Source organism: Azospirillum sp. NS33, from assembly GCF_059703765.1.
On record NZ_BAAKJB010000023.1, the window covers coordinates 79,591 to 96,783 of the forward strand.

General features: G+C 73.5%; 13 protein-coding genes. 4 read left to right on the plus strand and 9 right to left on the minus strand.

The genetic code is table 11. From position 1 onward, the window contains the following. Position 1: 1 nt before the first annotated feature. Together AC6H2I_RS19955 and AC6H2I_RS19960 are read right to left on the minus strand one after the other, a co-directional pair. A complete protein-coding gene (locus AC6H2I_RS19955) occupies positions 2-1,282 on the minus strand; it encodes an ABC transporter substrate-binding protein (RefSeq protein WP_497502447.1) in 1,281 nt (426 codons plus the stop codon). Positions 1,283-1,326: 44 nt separating this feature from the next. Next, a complete protein-coding gene (locus tag AC6H2I_RS19960) occupies positions 1,327-2,364 on the minus strand; it encodes an ABC transporter ATP-binding protein (RefSeq protein ID WP_497502448.1) in 1,038 nt (345 codons plus the stop codon). Positions 2,365-2,582: 218 nt separating this feature from the next. Here AC6H2I_RS19960 and AC6H2I_RS19965 point away from each other — a divergent pair, with 218 nt between their 5' ends. After that, positions 2,583-3,347: a substrate-binding periplasmic protein gene (locus AC6H2I_RS19965; protein WP_497502449.1), complete on the plus strand. Its 765-nt coding sequence runs from the start codon at positions 2,583-2,585 to the stop codon at positions 3,345-3,347. A 5-nt stretch (positions 3,348-3,352) separates the two neighbouring features. After that, positions 3,353-5,860, plus strand: coding sequence for a response regulator (locus AC6H2I_RS19970; protein WP_497502450.1), 2,508 nt, complete (start codon positions 3,353-3,355; stop codon positions 5,858-5,860). Here the strand turns inward: AC6H2I_RS19970 and AC6H2I_RS19975 are convergent. Beyond that, on the minus strand, positions 5,809-6,540 hold the full coding sequence (locus tag AC6H2I_RS19975) for a response regulator (protein ID WP_497502451.1): 732 nt from the start codon (positions 6,538-6,540) through the stop codon (positions 5,809-5,811). The two genes, AC6H2I_RS19970 and AC6H2I_RS19975, sit on opposite strands and share 52 nt — an antisense overlap. Before the next feature lie 164 nt (positions 6,541-6,704). On the opposite strand from AC6H2I_RS19975, the gene AC6H2I_RS19980 reads away from it, so the two are divergent. Together AC6H2I_RS19980 and AC6H2I_RS19985 are read left to right on the plus strand one after the other, a co-directional pair. Beyond that, positions 6,705-8,303 (plus strand): methyl-accepting chemotaxis protein, encoded by a 1,599-nt coding sequence (locus AC6H2I_RS19980; RefSeq protein ID WP_497502452.1) that lies wholly within the window; start codon positions 6,705-6,707, stop codon positions 8,301-8,303. Between the two features lie 74 nt (positions 8,304-8,377). Beyond that, complete coding sequence (locus AC6H2I_RS19985; protein WP_497502453.1) at positions 8,378-10,027, plus strand: NTP transferase domain-containing protein; 1,650 nt, start codon at positions 8,378-8,380, stop codon at positions 10,025-10,027. On the opposite strand, the gene AC6H2I_RS19990 is transcribed toward AC6H2I_RS19985, so the two are convergent. The 6 genes from AC6H2I_RS19990 to AC6H2I_RS20015 all read right to left on the minus strand — a co-directional run bounded on the left by AC6H2I_RS19990 (position 10,008) and on the right by AC6H2I_RS20015 (position 17,192). Continuing rightward, positions 10,008-10,826: a hypothetical protein gene (locus tag AC6H2I_RS19990; RefSeq protein WP_497502454.1), complete on the minus strand. Its 819-nt coding sequence runs from the start codon at positions 10,824-10,826 to the stop codon at positions 10,008-10,010. The genes AC6H2I_RS19985 and AC6H2I_RS19990 overlap by 20 nt on opposite strands. 168 nt (positions 10,827-10,994) lie before the next feature. Then, a complete protein-coding gene (locus AC6H2I_RS19995) occupies positions 10,995-11,825 on the minus strand; it encodes a universal stress protein (RefSeq protein ID WP_497502455.1) in 831 nt (276 codons plus the stop codon). 61 nt (positions 11,826-11,886) lie between these two features. Further along, entirely contained in the window at positions 11,887-12,786 is a 900-nt protein-coding gene (locus tag AC6H2I_RS20000) for a hydroxymethylglutaryl-CoA lyase (protein ID WP_497502456.1), read from the minus strand. A gap of 1 nt (position 12,787) precedes the next feature. Beyond that, complete coding sequence (locus AC6H2I_RS20005; protein ID WP_497502482.1) at positions 12,788-14,788, minus strand: acetyl/propionyl/methylcrotonyl-CoA carboxylase subunit alpha; 2,001 nt, start codon at positions 14,786-14,788, stop codon at positions 12,788-12,790. Positions 14,789-14,793: 5 nt separating this feature from the next. Further along, entirely contained in the window at positions 14,794-15,576 is a 783-nt protein-coding gene (locus tag AC6H2I_RS20010) for an enoyl-CoA hydratase/isomerase family protein (RefSeq protein ID WP_497502457.1), read from the minus strand. An 8-nt stretch (positions 15,577-15,584) separates the two neighbouring features. Further along, the gene (locus AC6H2I_RS20015) at positions 15,585-17,192 is read right to left on the minus strand and encodes a carboxyl transferase domain-containing protein (RefSeq protein WP_497502458.1); all 1,608 of its coding nucleotides are present in this window, start codon (positions 17,190-17,192) and stop codon (positions 15,585-15,587) included. Position 17,193: the final 1 nt, after the last annotated feature.

Sequence of the window (17,193 nt, forward strand, 5' to 3'; positions counted from 1 at the left end):
GTTAGCGGTAGGCCTTGAGGATGCGCTCGGCCTCGGCCTGGGCGTCCTGCAGGGCGGCCTGCGGCGTCTTGGCGCCGGTCAGCGCCGCCTGGAGGCCGTCGTTCAGGGCCTTGGTGACCCGCTGGTTGTCGTGGGTCGACAGCTCGGCCCAGGCGTAGGGGAGCTGGTCGCGGGCCACGGCCGCCGCCGGGAAATCGGCGACGTACGCCGTCATGGCGGGCGTCTCCCAGGCGTCCGGACGGACCGCGACATAGCCGGTGTCGATGCCCCACTGGGCGGCGCGCTCCGGCGTGGTCATCCACTTCACGAAGGCCAGCGCGGCGTCGCGCTGCTCGGGCGTGGCGCTCTTGAAGACGTAGAGGTTGCCGCCGCCGGTCGGGCTGCCACGGCGCTTCATCTCCGGCAGCATGGCGACGCCGAAGGCGAAGGGCGCGTTCTTGCGCACGTTGGTCAGGTTGCCGGTGGTGGTCCACATCATGGCCACCTTGCCCTCGAAGAAGTCCTTGGGCGTGGTGCCCCACTCGACGATGCCCGGCGGGTGCACCTTGTGCTTGGCCGACAGGTCGACCCAGTACTGCAGGGCCTCGATCGCCGCGGGATCGTCATAGTTGGTCTCGGTGCCCGCGTCGTTCATCAGGCGCACGTCGTTCTGCGTGGTCAGCGCCTGGAACAGCCAGTAGGGGAAGCCCGACGACGGGATCTGCACGCCCCAGCGGCTGACGTTGCCCGACGCGTCGCGCTTGGTCAGCTTGGCCGCCATGGCGGTCATCTCGTCCCAGGTCTGCGGCGCCCTGTCCGGGTCGAGGCCGGCCTCCTTGAAGGCGTCCTTGTTCCAGTAGGCGACGATGGTGGAGCGCTGGAAGGGGATGCCCCAGGTCTTGCCGGCGGTGCGGCTGTTCTCCATGAACGCCGGGTAGAAGGCGTCCAGGAAGGCCTTGTCGTCCGCCGACTTCACGAGATCCTCGTAGGCGACGATCGCATCCTCGTCGATCAGCGTGTGCATGTCGGTGGACAGCACAACCGCGACCTGGGGGGCGTCCCCGCCCTTCAGGGCGGTCATCACCTTGGCGATGGTGTCCTGGTAGGAGCCGGTGTAGATCGGCTTCACGTCGATCCCGGGATTCGCCGTCTCGAAATCGGCGACGTAGCCGTCGATGATCTTGGTGATCGGGCCGCCGACCGCCACGGGGTAGTAGAAGCTGAGCGTCGTGTCGGCCGCGGCCGGCAGCGCCGCCGTCACCAGCCCGGCGGTCATCGCCGCCGCCATCCAGGACTTGCGCATCTCTCGTGTCCTCGCTCGTTGATGATCCGGTCAGGGTGTTCCGGTCAGGGTGTGGCCGCACGGCGCAGGGCGTCCTCGTCGGGACGGCGACGGCCGGTGGCGGCGTCGAAGACGTGCACGGATTCGGGCGCCCAGCCCAGGCGCACCGCGGTGCCGGCGGGGGCCGCGGCGCGGCCCGACGCGCGCACGGCCAGGGTCGGGCCGTCGCCCGCCAGCCGGCACATCACCACCGTGTCGGCACCGTGGTAGTCGGTGTCGACGACGGTGGCCGGCAGGCCGGGGCTGGCGTCGAGGCTCACGTCCTCCGGGCGGACGCCCAGGCGCACGCCGGGGCATTGCGGCAGCTCGAACACGTTCATGGGGGGCGTGCCGATGAAGCGGGCGGCGAACACCGACGCGGGGCGCGCGTACAGCTCCTCCGGCGCGCCGGCCTGCTCGACCCGCCCGCCGTTCATCAGCACCACCCGGTCGGCCATGCTCATGGCCTCGGTCTGGTCATGGGTGACGTACACCATGGTGATGCCGAGGCGGAGCTGGAGCGCGCGGATCTCGCGCCGCATCTCGTGGCGAAGCTGGGCGTCGAGGTTCGACAGCGGCTCGTCCATCAGGCACACCGGCGCCTTGGCGACGATGGCGCGACCCAGCGCCACGCGCTGCTGCTGGCCGCCCGAGAGCTGGGAGGGCCGGCGCGCCAGCAGCGCCCCCAGGCCCAGGAGGTCGGCCGCCCAGGCCAGGCGCTCCGCCCGCTCCGCCGCGGGAACCTTGCGCACCTCCAGCCCGAACAGGATGTTGTCGGCGACCGTGAGGTGGGGGAACAGGGCGTAGGACTGGAACACCATCGAAATCCGCCGGCGCGCGGGCGGCAGGCGGGAGACGTCCACCCCACCGATCAGGACGCGCCCCTCGGTCAGGGTTTCCAGACCGGCGACCAGGCGCAGCGTCGTCGACTTGCCGCACCCCGACGGCCCCAGCAGGACCAGCATCTCCCCCGGCTGCGCCGTCAGGCTGACGGCGTCGACGGCGGTGGCGCTTCCCCAGCGCTTCGTCACGGTCTCCAGGTCGATGGCATGGGCGGCGGTCATGGTGGGCGGAGGGCTTCTGCAACGGGTGCGGTCGGCGCGCACAATGGCCGAGTGCGATGACGCTCGAATGGCGCTTGCGTTGCAGTTTCGTGTCCCCCGGGCCGGTGCGTCGCCGGGACGTCACGAAGCCGTCCCCCGTCCGTCATCGGGCTGACACCGACCTGACACGCCCGCCGCCTAGGATGAGTGTCCGCAGCCACACCGTCCGAGGAGGTTCCATGCCCATCCGCCCGACCCTTGCCGCCCTGGCCGGCCTCGTCGCCGTCGCCCTGTCCGCGGTGGCCCTGCCGGCCGCCGCCGCCGACAAGGTGGTCAAGCTCACGTCGCTGGAATGGCCGCCGTTCAGCGGCGAGGCCCTGCCCGAGAAGGGCGCCGCGGTGGCGGTGGTCGAGGCGGCCTTCGCCGCCATGGGATACCGGGTCGAGGTGGACTTCTTCCCGTGGAACCGGGCCGTCGCGATGGTGCGCGAGGGCGGCGCCCACCAGGGCTATTTCCCGGAGTACGACGGCGCCGCGGTGCGCGCCGACTTCACCCTGTCGGAGCCGCTGGGCTCCAGCCCGCTGGGCTTCGCCGACCGCGCCGCCGCCCCGGTGGCCTGGTCGACCCTCGACGACCTCAAGGACAAGCGCATCGGCGTGGTCGACGGCTACCTCAACACCGAATCCTTCGATGCCCGGGTCGCCGCCGGCACCCTGGCCGCCGACCCGGCCAACAGCGACGCCACCAACCTGAAGAAGCTGCTGGCCGGACGCATCGACCTGGCGGTCATCGACCGCGCCGTGATGGACGACCTGCTGCGCACGACGCCGGAACTCAAGGGCAAGGCCGCGGAGCTGCGCTTCAATCCGACCATCCTGGAGGACAAGACGCTGCACATCGCCTTCCGCAAGGACGCCGCCGGGGCGGACATGGCCAAGGTCTTCGCCGAAGGGCTGGCCAAGATCGACGCCCGCTCCATCCTCGCCACCGCGCTGAAGCGCTGACCGCCATGACGGCGGGCGCGGAGGCCGACCGACCGCGGTTCCGTGCCCGCGACATCCGCGTTCCGGTGCCCGGCCTCACCGCGGCCACCACCTGCGGCGCCGTGATGGAGCGCTTCCTGGCCCACCCGGACCTGCCGTGCCTGGCCGTCGTCGACGACGGCGGGCGGCCGGTGGGCGTGGTCGAGCGCGAGCGTCTGTTGTCCACCTTCGCCGACCGCATCAAGTCGGAGCTGTACCGTCGGCGCCCCGTCACCGCGGTGGCCGAGCCGGCGTTCCTCGCCGTCGACGCCGCGACCAGCCTGGACGAGGTCAGCGCGGTCATCGCCGGCGACCACCCGCGGGCGCTGGCCAACGGATTCATCGTCACCGACGGCGGGCGCTACATCGGCATCGGCACGGGCATCGCGCTGCTGTCGGCGGTCGTCGACCTGACCCGGGAGCGGGCCGGCCAGCTGGCCGCGGCCGGCGTGCGGGCGACCGCCGCCAACCGCGCCAAATCCGCGTTCCTGGCGGCGATGAGCCACGAGATCCGCACCCCGCTGCACGGCGTCATCGGCAGCCTGGAGCTGCTGCGCCACGCCGACGACCCGGCCGAGCGCGACGAGCTGGTGGCGTCGGCCACGGCGGCGGCGCAGACGCTGCTGCGCATCATCGGCGACGTGCTGGACTTCTCCAAGATCGAGTCCGACCGCATCACCCTGGAGATCGCCGAACTCGACCCGGCGGCGCTGGTGCGGGAGACCGCCGGGCTGTTCGCCGCGGAGGCCCGGCGCCGCGGCGTCGCCCTGCAGGTCCACGTCGGCACCGGCATCCCCCGCGCCATCCGCGGCGACGCGCTGCGGCTGCGCCAGATCGCCATGAACCTCGTCGGCAACGCCGTGAAATTCACCGGGCGCGGCACCATCGCCGTCTCGCTGACCCGGGTCTGGCGCGACACGCAACGGCCGTGGCTCCGCCTCGCCGTGGCCGACACCGGACCCGGCTTCGCCGCCGACGCGGCCGCCACCCTGTTCGACGCGTTCGTCCAGGAGAACGGCGCCACCGCCCGGCGCTACGGAGGCTCCGGCCTCGGCCTGGCCATCGCCAGCCGGCTGGTGGCCCTCATGGGCGGCACCATCGCCGCCGACGGCGCCCCCGGCAAGGGCGCCACATTCTGGTGCGACATCCCGGCCGACATCCCGGCCGAGATTCCCGCCGCCATTCCCCCCGATGAGGCCCGGCCCGCCGCCGACGACCGGCCCGGGCTGGACGGCCTGGGCGTCCTGCTATTGGATGGCGGGCGCGGCGACGGCAACCGGAACGCCGCCCCGCTGCTCGAGGAGGCCGGCGCGCGGGTCACCCTCGCCGACGGGCTGCTCACCGGAATCGCCGCGCTGCGCCGGGCGACGGCGGCCGGCGCGTCGTTCGACGTGGTGGTGCTGGACGCCCATCTGCCCGACGGCGACCGCTTCGTGGTGGCCGAGCTGCTGGCCGGCACGGCCTCGGTCCTGCTGCTGACCGTGCCCGAGGACGAGCCCGAGCTGGCGCGTGCCGCCTACCGCCGCGGATTCGCCCTGGCGATCGCCACCCCCTGCCCGCCCACCGAGATCGTCGCCGCGGTCGCCGCGGCGGCCGGACGGGCGGGCGGCGCGCCCTCCCCCGCCGCGGTGCCGGCGCCCGCGGCGCCCGCCAGCCTCGCCCACCGCAGCGGCGGCCGGCCGGTGCTGGTCATCGACGACACGCCGATGAACCTGGCGATGGCCCGGCGCCAGCTCCACCGCCTCGGCCTCGCCTGCGAGCTCGCCGCGGACGGCGCCGAAGGGTTCCGCCTCGCCACCGCCGGCGACTACGCCCTGATCCTGGTCGACCGCGCCATGCCCGGCCTGGACGGCCCCGCCTTCGCCCGGCGCCTGCGCGCCTGGGAGGCGGAGCGTGGCCTCCGCACCCCCATCGTCGCCCTGACCGCCCACGCCCAGCCCGAGGACGTCCAGGTGAGCCGCGACGCAGGCATGGACGACCACCTGACCAAGCCGGTCACCCTCGACCGCCTCGCCGCGTCCCTCTCGCGGTGGCTGCCGCCCGGCGACGCGCCGGCGGACGGGAGCGACGCGCCGGCGGACGGGAGCGACGCGCCGGCGGACGGGAGCGACGCGCCGGTCGACCTCGCCGCCCTCGCGGCCGCCCTCGGCGGTGCCGACCGGGCGGAGATGGCCGAGATCCTGCAGGTCTTCGTCGCGACCTTCCCGCCGCTGCTGGAGCGCGTCCGTGCCGCCCTGGACAGCGGCGACCGCGACGCCCTGGAGGCTGCCGCCCACGCCGCCAAGGGCGCCGCCGGCAACGCCGCCGCCGGGGCGCTGGCGGCGACGCTGGCCGACCTGGAGGCCGACGCGCGCGGTGCGCCGGTGCACCGCCTGCGAGGCGTCGCCGCCGGGGCGGCCGCACGATTCGCCGCCGTCGCCGGGGCGGTCGCGGCGCTCCAGGATCAGGGCCGCGCGCCCGCCCCGTCGATCCACAGCTCGGCCACCCCGTCGTAGAGCGGGCGCAGGTCGTTGAGATGGGTCAGCAGGCGCGCCGTGAGCACGGTTCCCGCGGGCACCAGCAGGTGGCCGTCGGGTCCGTCCACGGCACGGGCCAGCCGGGCGTTGGCGGGCACGTCGTCCAGCACCGTCCGCACGCCGCCCGCGCCGCCCGGTGCCTCCGCGGCACCGCGGGCCGGGGGCGGCGGTGCGCCCCGCCGGGCCGGGGTGCGGTCGGCCGACAGGAAGATGGTCGTCGGCAACGGAACGTCGGCGTAGACCTCGGCGGAACGCACGGTTCGGTCGCGGGTCAGCAGGCGGTCCAGCCGATCCGCCACCACGTCCAGCGACGTCGGCTTGCCGAGGAAGGCGTTGACGTCGAGCGCCATGGCCGTGGTCACCAGACGCATGTCGCTGTGTCCGGTCAGCATCGCCACGGGGGTGGCGCGGTCGGCCCCGGCCGACCCGTCGCGGATGCGCTTGAGCGCCTGGAGCCCGTTCAGGCCGGGCATGTGGAAGTCGAGGAACAGGCAGTCGACCCGCCCGACGCAGCGCAGCGCGGTCAGCGCGTCGGCGCCGTCGGCGGCCTGGCGGATGCGGGTGACGCCCAGCTTGCGCAGCATGTGCACGACGATGGACCGGCTGAAGTCCTCGTCGTCCGCCACCAGGATCTCGAGGTCGGAGTGGTTCAGGTGCATGACACACGCCGTACCCCCGGCAACGTTACAGTTTCAATCACAGGCTGCGCGAAGCCGCCGGGCAAGACCTGACCCGCAATCTTCACAGGAGCGCCGCACGAGCGTCACGGACACCCGTATGATGGTGGGCGCTCAAATCATTCGAAACGGCAGGGGACCGCGTGATGCTGACGCTTTACCGGCGGAGTCTGGCCGTCAGGGTCGTGGCGCCGATCGCATTGCTGCTGGCGCTGGCGGTGGCCGCCGCGGTGACCACCATCGACCAGACGGATCGCGCCGCGGCGCGCGCCGCGCTGGGGGAGCGGGCACGCATGACCACCACGGCGCTGGCGGGCGGCGCCGGCGAGGCGCTGTGGAACATGGACACCGCCGCCGCCGAGGCGCTGCTGGCGGCCCTCGACGCCGACCCCGACCACGTCGGCAGCACCCTTCGCGACGCCGCCGGCGCGGTCTTCGCCAGCCACGGCGCCCCGGCAGCCAACACGGGGGGCACCAACACGGGGGCCGGCACCGGAGAGCGCGACGACGGCACGGTCACCCACCGCGTCGACATCACCCGCGCCGGCACCGCCGAGCGCCTCGGCGTGCTCGAGGTGCGGCTGTCCGACACCCGGATGCGGCAGGCCCAGGCGGAGCGCACCGCCAAGGTCGCCGGCTTCGGCGCGCTGTCCCTGCTGCTGGTGGTGGGTGCGCTGATCGCCATCATCCGCACCGTCACCCGGCCCATCGTCACCATGACCGCCACCATGGCCCGCCTGGCGTCGGGCGACCATGCGGTCGAGATTCCGGCCCTGGAACGCGCCGACGAGGTCGGCCGGATGGCCGCGGCGGTCGGCACCTTCAAGGCCCATGCGATCGAGAAGGAACGGCTGGAGGCCGAGCAGGAGCGCCTGCGCGTCGCCGCCGAGGACGAGCGCCGGCAGGCGCTGGCCACGGTGGCCCAGCGCTTCGACGCCGACGTCGGCTCGGTGCTCGGCGCCGTCGACGGCACCACCCAGGACATGTCGCGCTGCGCCGGCGGCGTCGCCGACAGCGCCGGCGACAACGTCAACCTCAGCCACGGCGCCGCGGCCACCGCCGAGCGGGTCAGCGCCAGCGTGCAGACCGTCGCGGCGGCGGTGGAACAGCTCGCCGCGTCGATCCGCGAGATCTCCTCCCAGGCCCAGAGCGCCAACAGCGTCGCCGACGACGCCGCCCGCAAGGCCGGCACCGCGGTCACCCAGATGGCCCGGCTGGTGGATGACGCCAATCGGGTCGGCGACGTGGTGACCCTGATCTCGCAGATCGCCAGCCAGACCAACCTGCTGGCGCTGAACGCGACGATCGAGGCGGCCCGAGCGGGCGAAGCCGGAAAAGGCTTCGCGGTGGTCGCCCAGGAGGTCAAGAACCTGGCCAACCAGACCGGCAAGGCGACCGAGGAGATCGTCAGCCTGGTTTCCGCCATCCAGGCCTCCACCGGCGGCGCGTCGGGCGAGATCGACGGGATCGCGCGGATCGTCAGCACCATCAGCGAGATCAGCGCCTCCATCGCGGCGGCGGTGGAGCAGCAGAACGTCGCCACCAGCGAGATCAGCTCGGCCGTGCAGCAGGCCGCCGCCGGAACCGAGCAGCTCCGCCACGACGTCCAGTCCGTGGCCGGGGCGGCGCAGCGCAACGGCGACGCGGCGGGCCGGCTGCTCGACAGCCTCGGCACGCTGACCGGGCGTTTCGACAGCCTGAAGGTCGAAGTCGACCGCTTCGTCTCCCGGCTCGACGCCGCCTGATCGCCTCCCGCGCTTGACGGCGTGCCGGCCCGCCCTTTCTGGTAATGTGGGCGATGGTCGACGGGGAGGATGCGATGCGGTTCGGGCCGGTTCCGGTCAGCGAAGCGGCGGGGGCCATCCTGGCCCATTCCGTGCGCAAGGGATGCCTGATCCTCAAGAAGGGCCGCCGCCTCAGCGCCGGGGACGCCGGGGATCTGGCGGCGGCGGGCTTCGCCTGGGTGGTCGTCGCCCGGCCCGACGCCGACGACGTGGAGGAGGACGCCGCCGCCGCGCGCGTCGCCGACGCCCTTCTCGGGCCGCACCTGTCGGCCGCCGCCCCCTTCACCGGCCGGGTCAACCTGTTCGCCGAAGCGGCCGGGCTGGTGGTGGCCGACGCCGCACGGATCGACCGGCTGAACCGGGTGGACGAGGCGGTGACGGTCGCCACCCTGGCCGCTTACGCCCCGGTGCGGCCCGGCCAGATGGTGGCGACGGTCAAGATCATCCCCTTCGCCGCCCCGCGCGGTGCGGTGGAGCGGATCGTCGACGACCTCGCCGGGGGCGGGCCGCCGCTGCGCGTCGCCCCCTTCCGCCCGCTGCGCGCCGGGCTGGTGCAGACCCGCTTCTGGGGCGTGAAGGAGTCGATCCTCGACAAGACCGTGGGGGTCACCGCCACCCGCCTGGCCGAGTTCGGCGGCACCCTGGCCTGCGAGCTCCGCTGCGACCACGACGAGGCCGCGGTGGCCGGGGCGCTGACGGACCTGCGCCGCCGCGGCGTCGACCTGCTGCTGCTGGCCGGCGCCTCGGCGATCACCGACCGGCGCGACGTGCTGCCGGCGGCGGTGGAGCGGGCCGGCGGCACGGTCGAGCATTTCGGGATGCCGGTCGACCCCGGCAACCTGCTGCTGCTGGCGGCCCTGGACGGCGTGCCGGTGCTGGGCCTGCCGGGCTGCGCACGCTCGCCCCGCCTCAACGGCTTCGACTGGGTGCTGCGGCGCCTCGCCGCCGGCGTTCCGGTGCGGCGCGACGACCTCATGGGCATGGGAGTCGGCGGGCTGCTGGCGGAGATCCCGACCCGGCCGGCGCCGCGCGCCGGCGGTGGCCGGCCCGAGGGCGACGCCCCGCCCCGCGCCCCGCGCGTCGCCGCCCTGGTGCTGGCGGCCGGCCGCTCGACCCGCATGGGCGGGCCCAACAAGCTGCTGGCCGACCTGCACGGCAGCCCCCTGGTGGCGCGCACCGTCGACGCCGCCCTGGCCTCGCGGGCGCGCCCCGTGGTGGTGGTCACCGGGCACGACCGGGCGGCGGTGGAGGCCGCGCTGGCCGGGCGGCCGGTCGCCTTCGCCGACAACCGCGACCACGCCGCCGGGCTGAGCGCCTCCCTGCGCGCCGGACTCGCCGCGCTGCCCGGCGACGTCGACGGGGCGCTGGTGTGCCTCGGCGACATGCCGACCGTGCCGGCCGCCGTCCTCGACCGGCTGATCGCGGCCTTCGCCCCCCAGGAGGGCCGCGGCATCTGTGTGCCGACGACGGGGGGCAAGCGCGGCAACCCCGTGCTGTGGAGCCGGGGCTTCTTCGCCGACATGGCCGCGGTGACCGGCGACACCGGGGCGCGGCACCTGATCGGCGCCAACGCCGACCAGCTCTGCGAGGTCGAGGTGGGCGACGACGCCGTGCTGCGCGACGTCGACACGCCGGACGCCCTGAGCGCCGTCCGGGCGGGCGGCCTCACTCCGGTTCGGGAGTGATGCCGGCGTTCTTCAGGGCGCGGGAGAGGTCGAGGACGACCGTGCTGATGGACGGAAAGTCGAGGGCCAGCGTCGACGATTCCACGACGTAGCGGACCACCACCGCGAGTTGGCGGATTGTGCCGCGCTCCGGCAGCTCGGAACAGCTCACGTCCATCTTCACCCGGTCGCCGGAGTCCAGCCCCAGCTCCCCCCGGTAGCCCTCGAGCAGCAGGCCGCGGGCCGACCAGTTGACGGTGCGGTAGCGCTGTCCGCCGAGGTCGACGGTGAACGCGGGGGCGACGTAGCGGATGGCGCGCCGCCGCTCATGAACACCGTCGGGCAGCCGCGCGCCGACGTCCCGCTCCGCCAGTTTGCGGGCGGCCGCGGCCTTGGTGCGGGCGTCGACCCCGTCGGCGGTGGTCATCAGGGCGGCCTGGACGCGGCGTTCCACGGCGCGCCGGAAGTCATCGTCGACGCCGTAGCGGATCGCCTTCCCGAAATGCTGCTTGGCCTGGGCGAGGATCTCGTTGCGCCCCTTCTCGTCGCCGGCATGGCCACGGCGTTCGGCCAGGCCCACCAGGGTGTCGACGCTGCGGGCGAAGGCCTCCCGCTGGATGGTCTTCAGACTCTCGCGGAATTCGGTGGCCCGCTGGGGCGGGAACTCGCGCGCCTTCAGCACCTCGCCGATGGCCTGCGCCAAGGCCTCCACCGCTTCGGGATCGTCCCCCTCGGCCTGACGGCGCAACTGCGCAACGGCCGACTCCGCCTTGCGCAGCAGTGCATCTTCAAGCTTCTTGCGCGTTTCCGCGTCCATCATCGCTGCCATAGGTCCCCATACCCGGCCGATGACTGCCATCGTCACGCAACGCTGTTAACGAATGCTGAATTCATTGTTACACGTTGAAGTTCGCTTCGATTGTTTTTGCGGCAATTGCCTAAACGTGTCTTCGACAGGGGCTTCGCTGCGCCGCCAACGGCCCCGCCGTCAGTGGGAGAACAGCACCGGTGCGGTCATCTGGCGCAGAATGTGGCGGGTGTTGGCGCCGCGGCCGAACAGGCCGAAGGGGCCGCTGCCGTAGCCACCGAATCCACCCATGACCAGCAGGTCGGCGCTTTCGTCCGAGAGGCGCGACAGAACCGCGTCCATCGGCATCATGTCCTCCACCACCATCCGCTCCTGGGTCGCGGTGATGCCGTGGAAGGCCAGGTGCTCGACGATGTCGACCGGCGGCACCGTCCCGGCGTCGGCCTCGCCGCGGTGGCCGTGCAGGGCCAGCACCAGAACCGACTTGGCGTGGGCCATCAGCGGGATCGCGTCGTTGACGGCGCGCGCCGCCTCGCGGCTGGCGTTCCAGGCGATGACCACGCGCTGGCCCAGCGTCGGATAGTGGCCGGCGTAGGGCACCACCAGCACCGGCCGCCCGGCGTGCAGGATCACCTCCTCGGCCAGTTGGGCGGGCACCCGGGCCGGCGCGTCGGCGTCGTGCTGGCCCAGCACCACCAGGTCGCAGTAGCGCGCGCAGATCACCGTCTCGCCGATGACATGGCCGTACTCGCCATGGCCGAGCTGCCACCACCGGGCGGTCACCTCCGCCGCGTCGGTCTTGACGGTGAAGGCGCCGCGCGCGTTCTCCGCCGCCTCGACCAGGCGGTCGCTGGCGCGCCGCGCCACCAGGCCGGGGCCGGACGTCTCGCTCTGGGCGAACAGACCGGTGAGGCGCCCGCCCAGGCTCTGGGCCAGCCGCACCGCCACGTCGAGGCGCTCGGCGCAGCGCTCGCCGTCGTCGAGTTGCACCAGGATGTTCTTGTAGCTCATGGCGTCGCCCTCCCCTGCCGTCGTCTCATTGTCTGGTCGTCTGGTGGTTGCCCAACCCCTCTCAGGCGCAGCCGCGGGCGCGCGCCACCTTGGACGCGGTCGGCCGTTCCAGCGCCTCGCTGACGAAGGCCCCGGCGGCGACCAGGCGGTCGAGGTCGACCCCGGTCTCGATGCCGAGCCCGTTCAGCATGTACAGCACGTCCTCGCTGGCGACGTTGCCCGAGGCCCCCGCGGCGTAGGGGCAGCCGCCCAACCCCGCGACCGAGCTGTCGACCACCGCCACCCCCGTCTCCAGCGCCGCCAGGATGTTGGCCAGCGCCTGACCGTAGGTGTCATGGAAATGCACGGCCAGCCGCTCCACCGGCACCCGGCTGGCGACCGCGGCGATCATGGCCTGGGCCTTGGCCGGGGTGCCGGTGCCGATGGTGTCGCCCAGCGACACCTCATAGCAGCCCATCTCGAAGAGCGTGCCCGCCACCTCGGCCACCGCGCCAGGGGCGATCTCGCCCTCGTAGGGGCAGCCCAGCACGCACGAGACGTAGCCGCGCACCGGCACGCCCTCGGCCCGCGCCCGCTCCATCACCGGGGCGAAGCGCTCCAGGCTCTCGGCGATGGAGCAGTTGATGTTCTTGCGCGAGAAGCTCTCCGACGCCGCGCCGAACACGGCGACCTCGTCGGCCTTGGCGGCCAGCGCCCCCTCCAGACCCTTCAGGTTGGGGGTCAGCGCGGCGTAGCGCACGCCCGGCCGGCGGCGGATCGCCGCCATGACCTCGCCGCTGTCGGCCATCTGCGGCACCCATTTGGCGGAGACGAAGCTGCCCGTCTCGATCACCGGCAGGCCGGTGGCGGACAGCCGGTCGACCAGCCCGACCTTCACCGCGGTCGGCACCAGCGCCTTTTCGTTCTGCAGACCGTCGCGGGGGCCCACCTCCACCATGCGGACCTTCGCCGGAACGCGCATGTCAGCTCTCCTCCTCGATCTCGATCACCAGCAATTCGACGCCCTCGGCGACCTGGTCGCCGGCGGCGACGTTCACCGCCCCAACCATACCCCGTCCCGGGGCGGTGATGGTGTGCTCCATCTTCATGGCTTCCAGCAGAAGAAGGGGGGCGCCGCGCTCCACCGCCTGGCCCGGCTCCACCAGCACCCGGACCACGGTGCCCGGCATCGGCGCCGTGAGCCGGCCGGAGCCGCCCTCGGCCTCGGCGGCGCGGGCCGACGGATCATCCAGGGTGAGGCGCCACACCGCCCCGTCGCTGAGGATGGTCAGGTCGTGGCCCTGCGCCACCACGGTGGCGCGCACCCGCGCACCGTCGACCACCGCCGACAGGTGCCCGTCGTCGAACCGCACCGCGCGCACCTCCAAGGGGGCCGCGGCCTCCGCCAGCTCCACCGCGTAGCCGTCGGCGCGGAAATGCAGCGCCACCGCCCGCACCGCCTCGCCGTCCTTGAAGCGCAGGTCGTGGTGGTTGTCGTCGTTGAGGCGCCAGCCGTTCACCAGGCGCCACGGCGAGAACGGGTCGCCCGGCGCCCGCGGCGCGGTGGCGGAGCGGGCGAGCAGCACCGCCAGCGCCGCCAGCACCAGCCCGTGCGGCGGCACCGGTTGCCGCGGCGGCAGCAGGTCGGCGCGGTGGCGCTCGATGAAGCCGGTGTCGACGGCCCCGGCGCGGAACGCGGGGTGGCCGGCGATGGCGCCGAGGAACGCCACGTTGGTGGTCACCCCCACCACCTCGTACGCGGCCAGCGCCGTGCGCAGGCGGCGCAGCGCGGCCTCGCGGGTCTCGTCCCAGACGATCAGCTTGGCGATCATCGGGTCGTAGTAGATGGAGACCTCGTCGCCCTCGCGCACGCCGGTGTCGACGCGCACATGGGCCGACTCCGCCGGCGGGCGCAGGTGGACCAGCCGGCCGGTGGCCGGCAGGAAGTCGCGCTGCGGGTCCTCGGCGTAGAGCCGCGCCTCGAAGGCGTGGCCGGTCCGGGCGAGCTGGTCCTGGTCCAGCGGCAGCCGCTCTCCGGCGGCGACGCGGAGCTGCCACTCCACCAGGTCCAGCCCGGTGATCATCTCCGTCACCGGATGCTCGACCTGGAGCCGGGTGTTCATCTCGATGAAGTGGAAGCCGCCGTCCTCGTAGAGGAATTCCACCGTGCCGGCGCCGACGTAGCCGACCGCCTGGGCGGCGGCCACCGCCGCGCTCCCCATGCGGGCGCGCAGGTCGTCGGGCAGGCCGGGGGCCGGCGCCTCCTCGATCACCTTCTGGTGGCGGCGCTGCAGCGAGCAGTCGCGCTCGAACAGGTAGACGCACCGGCCATGGGCGTCGGCAAAGACCTGGATCTCGACGTGGCGCGGCCGGGTCAGGTACTTCTCCAGCAGCACGCTGTCGTCGCCGAAGGCGTTCAGCGCCTCGCGCTTGGCGCCGGCCACCGCGTCGGCGAAGCCGGCGGGATCGCGCACCACCCGCATGCCCTTGCCGCCGCCACCGGCCGAGGCCTTGACCAGCAGCGGCCAGCCGATGCGCTCCGCCTCCGCGGCCAGCGTCTCCAGGTCCTGGGCGGCGCCGTGGTAGCCGGGCACCAGCGGCACGTCGGCGCCGGCCATGACGCGCTTCGATTCCGCCTTGGACCCCATGACCCGGATCGCCTCGGCGGGCGGCCCGATGAAGACCACGCCGGCGGCGGCGCAGGCCTCGGCGAAGCCGGCGTTCTCCGACAGGAAGCCGTACCCGGGGTGGATGGCCTGGGCGCCGGTGCGCCGGGCGACCTCGAGCACGCGCTCGCCGCGCAGGTAGCTGTCGGCCGCCGGCGCCGGGCCGATGCACACGGCCTCGTCGGCCAGCTCGACGTGGCGGGCCCCGGCGTCGGCCTCGGAATGGACGGCCACGGTGCGGATGCCCAGACGGCGGGCGGTCCCGATCACGCGGCAGGCGATCTCGCCGCGGTTGGCGATGAGGATCTTGTCGAACATGCCGGTCAGCTCCGCCACGTGGGCTCTCGTTTCTCCAGAAAGGCGCCCAGCCCCTCGCGCCCCTCGTCGGAGGCGCGGATGGCGGCGATGCGCCCGGCGGTGTCGGCGATCAGCGCGTCGTCGACGGGCCGGCCGGCCACGGCGGCGATCAGCTCCTTGGCCGCGGCCTGGGCGGCCGGGCCGCCGTCCCCCAGGCGCTTGAGCATGCGGTCGCGGGCCTCGCCCAGCCCGTCGGGCTCGGCCAGCTCGTGCACCAGGCCAAGGCGCCTGGCCTCGGCCGCGGTGAAGCGCTCGGCGGTCAGGACATAGCGCCGGCAGGCCCGCCCGCCGATGGCCGCCGCCACGTAGGGGCTGATGACCGCGGGGATCAGCCCGAGCTTGACCTCCGACAGGCAGAAGCTGGCGGCGGTGGAGGCGATGGCGACGTCGCAGCACGCGACCAGCCCGACGCCGCCGCCGTAGGCGGCGCCCTGGACCACCGCCAGGGTCGGCTTGGGGCAGCGGTCGATGGCCCGCATCAGCCCGCCCAGCGCCAGCGCGTCACGCCGGTTCTCGGCGTCCGAATAGCCGGCCATCCGCGTCATCCAGCCGAGGTCGGCGCCGGCGGAGAAGCTGGCGCCGGCCGCCTCCAGCACCACGAAGCGCACCGCCGGATCGGCGCCGGCGCCGGTGAAGGCGCGGGTGAGGTCGGCGATCAGGGCGTCGTCGAAGGCGTTGTGCCGCTCCGGCCGGTTGAGGCGGATGGTGGCGACCCCGGCGTCGCGGGTGACGAGGATGTGGTCGGTCATGGCGTGGCTCACATGCGGAAGACGCCGAAGGGCGTCTTGGCGACGGGGGCGTTGAGGGACGCCGACAGGCCGAGGCCGAGGACCATGCGGGTGTCGGCCGGGTCGACGATGCCGTCGTCCCACAACCGGGCCGAGGCGTAGTAGGGATGGCCCTGGGTCTCGTATTGCTGGCGGATCGGCGCCTTGAACGCCTCCTCCTCCTCCGGCGCCCACACCGTGCCCTGGGCCTCGAAATTGTCCCGCTTGACCTGGGCCAGCACGCCCGCGGCCTGCTCGCCGCCCATCACCGAGATGCGGCCGTTGGGCCACATCCACAGGAAGCGCGGGGAATAGGCGCGCCCGCACATGCCGTAGTTGCCGGCCCCGAAGGAGCCGCCGACGATCATGGTGAACTTGGGCACCTGGGCGCAGGCCACCGCCGTCACCAGCTTCGCCCCGTCCTTGGCGATGCCGCCGGCCTCGTATTTCCGGCCGACCATGAAGCCGGTGATGTTCTGCAGGAACACCAGCGGGATGCCGCGCTGGCAGCACAGCTCCACGAAGTGGGCGCCCTTCAGCGCGCTCTCGGAGAACAGGATGCCGTTGTTGGCGATGATGCCCACGGGATAGCCGAAGACGTGGGCGAAGCCGGTGACCAGCGTCGCGCCGTAGAGCGGCTTGAACTCGTCGAAGCGCGAGCCGTCGACGACGCGGGCGATCACCTCGCGGATGTCGAAGGGCTTGCGCGGGTCGGCCGGGATGATCCCGTAGAGCTCGCGCGGGTCGTAGAGCGGCTCCTCCGGGGTGCGGATGTCGAGGCCGACCGCCTTGACCCGGTTCAAGGTGCCGACGATGCGCCGGGCGATGGCCAGCGCGTGGCCGTCGTTCATGGCGTAGTGGTCGGTCACCCCGGACGTGCGGGAATGGACGTCGGCGCCGCCCAGGTCCTCGGCCGACACCACCTCGCCGGTGGCCGCCTTCACCAGCGGCGGGCCGCCCAGGAAGATGGTGCCCTGGTTGCGCACGATGACGGCCTCGTCCGACATGGCCGGGACATAGGCGCCGCCCGCCGTGCAGCTTCCCATGACCACGGCGATCTGCGGGATGCCCTTGGCCGACATGGTGGCCTGGTTGAAGAAGATGCGGCCGAAATGGTCGCGGTCGGGAAACACCTCGTCCTGGTTGGGCAGGTTGGCACCGCCGCTGTCGACCAGATAGACGCAGGGCAGGTTGTTCTGCTCGGCGATCTCCTGGGCGCGCAGGTGCTTCTTGACGGTCAGCGGGAAGTAGGTGCCGCCCTTCACGGTGGCGTCGTTGACCACCACCATGGCCTCGCGCCCGGCGATGGAGCCGATGCCGGTGATGATCCCGGCGGCCGGCACGGAGTCGTCGTAGACGCCGTGGGCGGCCAGCTGCGACAGCTCCAGGAACGGCGACCCGACGTCGAGGAGCTGGCGGATGCGCTCGCGCGGCAGCAGCTTGCCGCGGGCCAGGTGCTTGTCGCGGGCCTTCTCGCCGCCGCCCCGCTTGATCCGCGCCACGGTGGCGCGCAGGTCGGCGACCAGCCCGGCCATGGCCTCGGCGTTCGCCTGGAACTCGGGCGAGCGCACGCTGACGGCGCTCTTGAGGACGGTCATG

Coding starts and splice junctions, on each gene's coding strand:
- AC6H2I_RS19955 (WP_497502447.1), bottom strand. CDS start 1,282: ATGCGCAAGTCCTGGATGGCGGCGGCGATGACCGCCGGGCTGGTGACG.
- AC6H2I_RS19960 (WP_497502448.1), bottom strand. CDS start 2,364: ATGACCGCCGCCCATGCCATCGACCTGGAGACCGTGACGAAGCGCTGG.
- AC6H2I_RS19965 (WP_497502449.1), top strand. CDS start 2,583: ATGCCCATCCGCCCGACCCTTGCCGCCCTGGCCGGCCTCGTCGCCGTC.
- AC6H2I_RS19970 (WP_497502450.1), top strand. CDS start 3,353: ATGACGGCGGGCGCGGAGGCCGACCGACCGCGGTTCCGTGCCCGCGAC.
- AC6H2I_RS19975 (WP_497502451.1), bottom strand. CDS start 6,540: ATGCACCTGAACCACTCCGACCTCGAGATCCTGGTGGCGGACGACGAG.
- AC6H2I_RS19980 (WP_497502452.1), top strand. CDS start 6,705: ATGCTGACGCTTTACCGGCGGAGTCTGGCCGTCAGGGTCGTGGCGCCG.
- AC6H2I_RS19985 (WP_497502453.1), top strand. CDS start 8,378: ATGCGGTTCGGGCCGGTTCCGGTCAGCGAAGCGGCGGGGGCCATCCTG.
- AC6H2I_RS19990 (WP_497502454.1), bottom strand. CDS start 10,826: ATGATGGACGCGGAAACGCGCAAGAAGCTTGAAGATGCACTGCTGCGC.
- AC6H2I_RS19995 (WP_497502455.1), bottom strand. CDS start 11,825: ATGAGCTACAAGAACATCCTGGTGCAACTCGACGACGGCGAGCGCTGC.
- AC6H2I_RS20000 (WP_497502456.1), bottom strand. CDS start 12,786: ATGCGCGTTCCGGCGAAGGTCCGCATGGTGGAGGTGGGCCCCCGCGAC.
- AC6H2I_RS20005 (WP_497502482.1), bottom strand. CDS start 14,788: ATGTTCGACAAGATCCTCATCGCCAACCGCGGCGAGATCGCCTGCCGC.
- AC6H2I_RS20010 (WP_497502457.1), bottom strand. CDS start 15,576: ATGACCGACCACATCCTCGTCACCCGCGACGCCGGGGTCGCCACCATC.
- AC6H2I_RS20015 (WP_497502458.1), bottom strand. CDS start 17,192: ATGACCGTCCTCAAGAGCGCCGTCAGCGTGCGCTCGCCCGAGTTCCAG.